Origin of the sequence: Bradyrhizobium sp. LVM 105 (assembly GCF_003957705.1) — a bacterium.
In the GTDB taxonomy this organism is placed as follows: domain Bacteria; phylum Pseudomonadota; class Alphaproteobacteria; order Rhizobiales; family Xanthobacteraceae; genus Bradyrhizobium; species Bradyrhizobium frederickii.
In genome coordinates this window covers 1-1,571 of the sequence record NZ_QZMV01000081.1, presented here as the reverse complement: position 1 = coordinate 1,571, position 1,571 = coordinate 1, and the positions used below count along the sequence as shown (strand labels likewise).

Here is a 1,571-nt window from a genome sequence, read left to right as displayed (position 1 = left end):
ACGACCATGAGCTGTCCGTCGAGGCGGTGGACGCCGCCGGCGAGCTTGGCCATGCGGGGATCGAGGTTGACGGGGTTCTCCTCCATGCCGGCCTCGGGCAGGCGCAGCACCTCGCCGATCTGGTCGATCAGAAGGCCGTAGGATTCGCCGCGCAGATCGACGCCGACCGCCATCGGCACCTTGCCGTCCTCGGGCTGCGGCAGGCCGAGACGGGCGCGCATGTCGACCACGGTGACGATGCGGCCGCGCAGATTGAGCACGCCGGCGATCTCGCGCGAGGACAAGGGCACGCGGGTGACGCGCTCGGGCATGAACACGTCCTGGACGCGGGAGATCGGCAGGCCGAACAGCTGGCCGCCGATCATCGCGGTGACGTATTCGACCATGGCGCCTTCGCTGGACTGCATCTTGTTGCTGGCCATAAGCCTATCTCCTGATCCCCTGGGTTACGCCGCCGCCCGGCTCAGCTCGGAGGCGCCGGCGGCGCCCGCGGTCTGCTCCTTCAGCGCCGCGATCAGACCGGGACGGTCGAACTTGGCGACATAATCGTGGAAGCCGGCCTGACGGCCGCGCTCGATCGCCGCCGGCGACACCAGCGCCGACAGGCCGATGATCGGCATCGAGCCGAGATTGTTGTCGGCGCGGATGGTCTCGGCGAACTCGAACCCGTTCATGTCGGGCATCTCGATGTCGGTCAGGACCACGTCGAAGCTCTGAGCCCGCAGCGCGGCGAGGCCCTCCTGCGCGGTCGGCGCGGTGCGGACGCGATAGCCCGCCGCCTTCAGCACCGGGGCCAGCATGTTGCGGAAGAACGCGGAATCGTCGACCAGCAGCACCGACTGCGAGTGCAGCGACGGCTTCATCTCCTTGCGGGTGAACCAGTCGGCGAACGCCATCGGCAGGAAGTGGCCGACGTCGATCACCTCGGTGGCCTGGCCCTTGATCACGGCCGAGCCGAGAATGCCCTGGCTGGAGCCGCCGACCTCGATGTTGAGCCGTTCCTCGACGATGTCGATGATCTCGTCGACGACGAGGCCCATGGAGCGGCCGTCATCGGCGAACACCAGGATCGGCTGGGCGCCCTGGCTCGCGATCGTGACGCTTTCCATGGCCACCAGCGGCATCAGCTGCTCGCGGTACTGCACCATGTAGCGGCCGTTAGAGAACTCGATCTTGTCGGCGGGGAGCTCCTCCAGGCGGGTGACGAGCCCGAGCGGGACCGCCTTGGGCTGCGAGGAGCCGGCGCGGAACACCAGCAGCGAGGTGGTCTGCTCGCCCGAGCCGATGTGATGCGCCCCGTTCTCGTCGCCCATGTCATGGGCCGAGGAGCCGGCGGCGCCGAGCGCCTTGGCAATGCCGTTGGGGTCGATGATCATGATGACCGCGCCATCGCCCAGAATGGTGTTGCCGGAGAACATGTCGATGTGACGCAGTTTTGTGGACATCGGCTTCACGACGATCTCTTCCGTATGGAAGACGCCATCCACGACGATGCCAAAAGTCTGGCTGCCGACCTGCGTGACCACGATGAAGCCGTTCTCGGGATCGGAGGCCGCGCCGTCGTCGATCTT

2 protein-coding genes are annotated in these 1,571 nt (G+C 67.2%); both read right to left on the bottom strand.

What is annotated here, in order from left to right; translation table 11 throughout:
* The coding region (locus tag D6B98_RS39555; RefSeq protein WP_126262249.1) for a chemotaxis protein CheW at positions 1 to 422 on the bottom strand (422 nt) is incomplete at its 3' end.
* Positions 423 to 446: 24 nt separating this feature from the next.
* On the bottom strand, positions 447 to 1,571 hold a 1,125-nt coding region (locus tag D6B98_RS39550), incomplete at its 5' end, for a response regulator (RefSeq protein WP_126262248.1).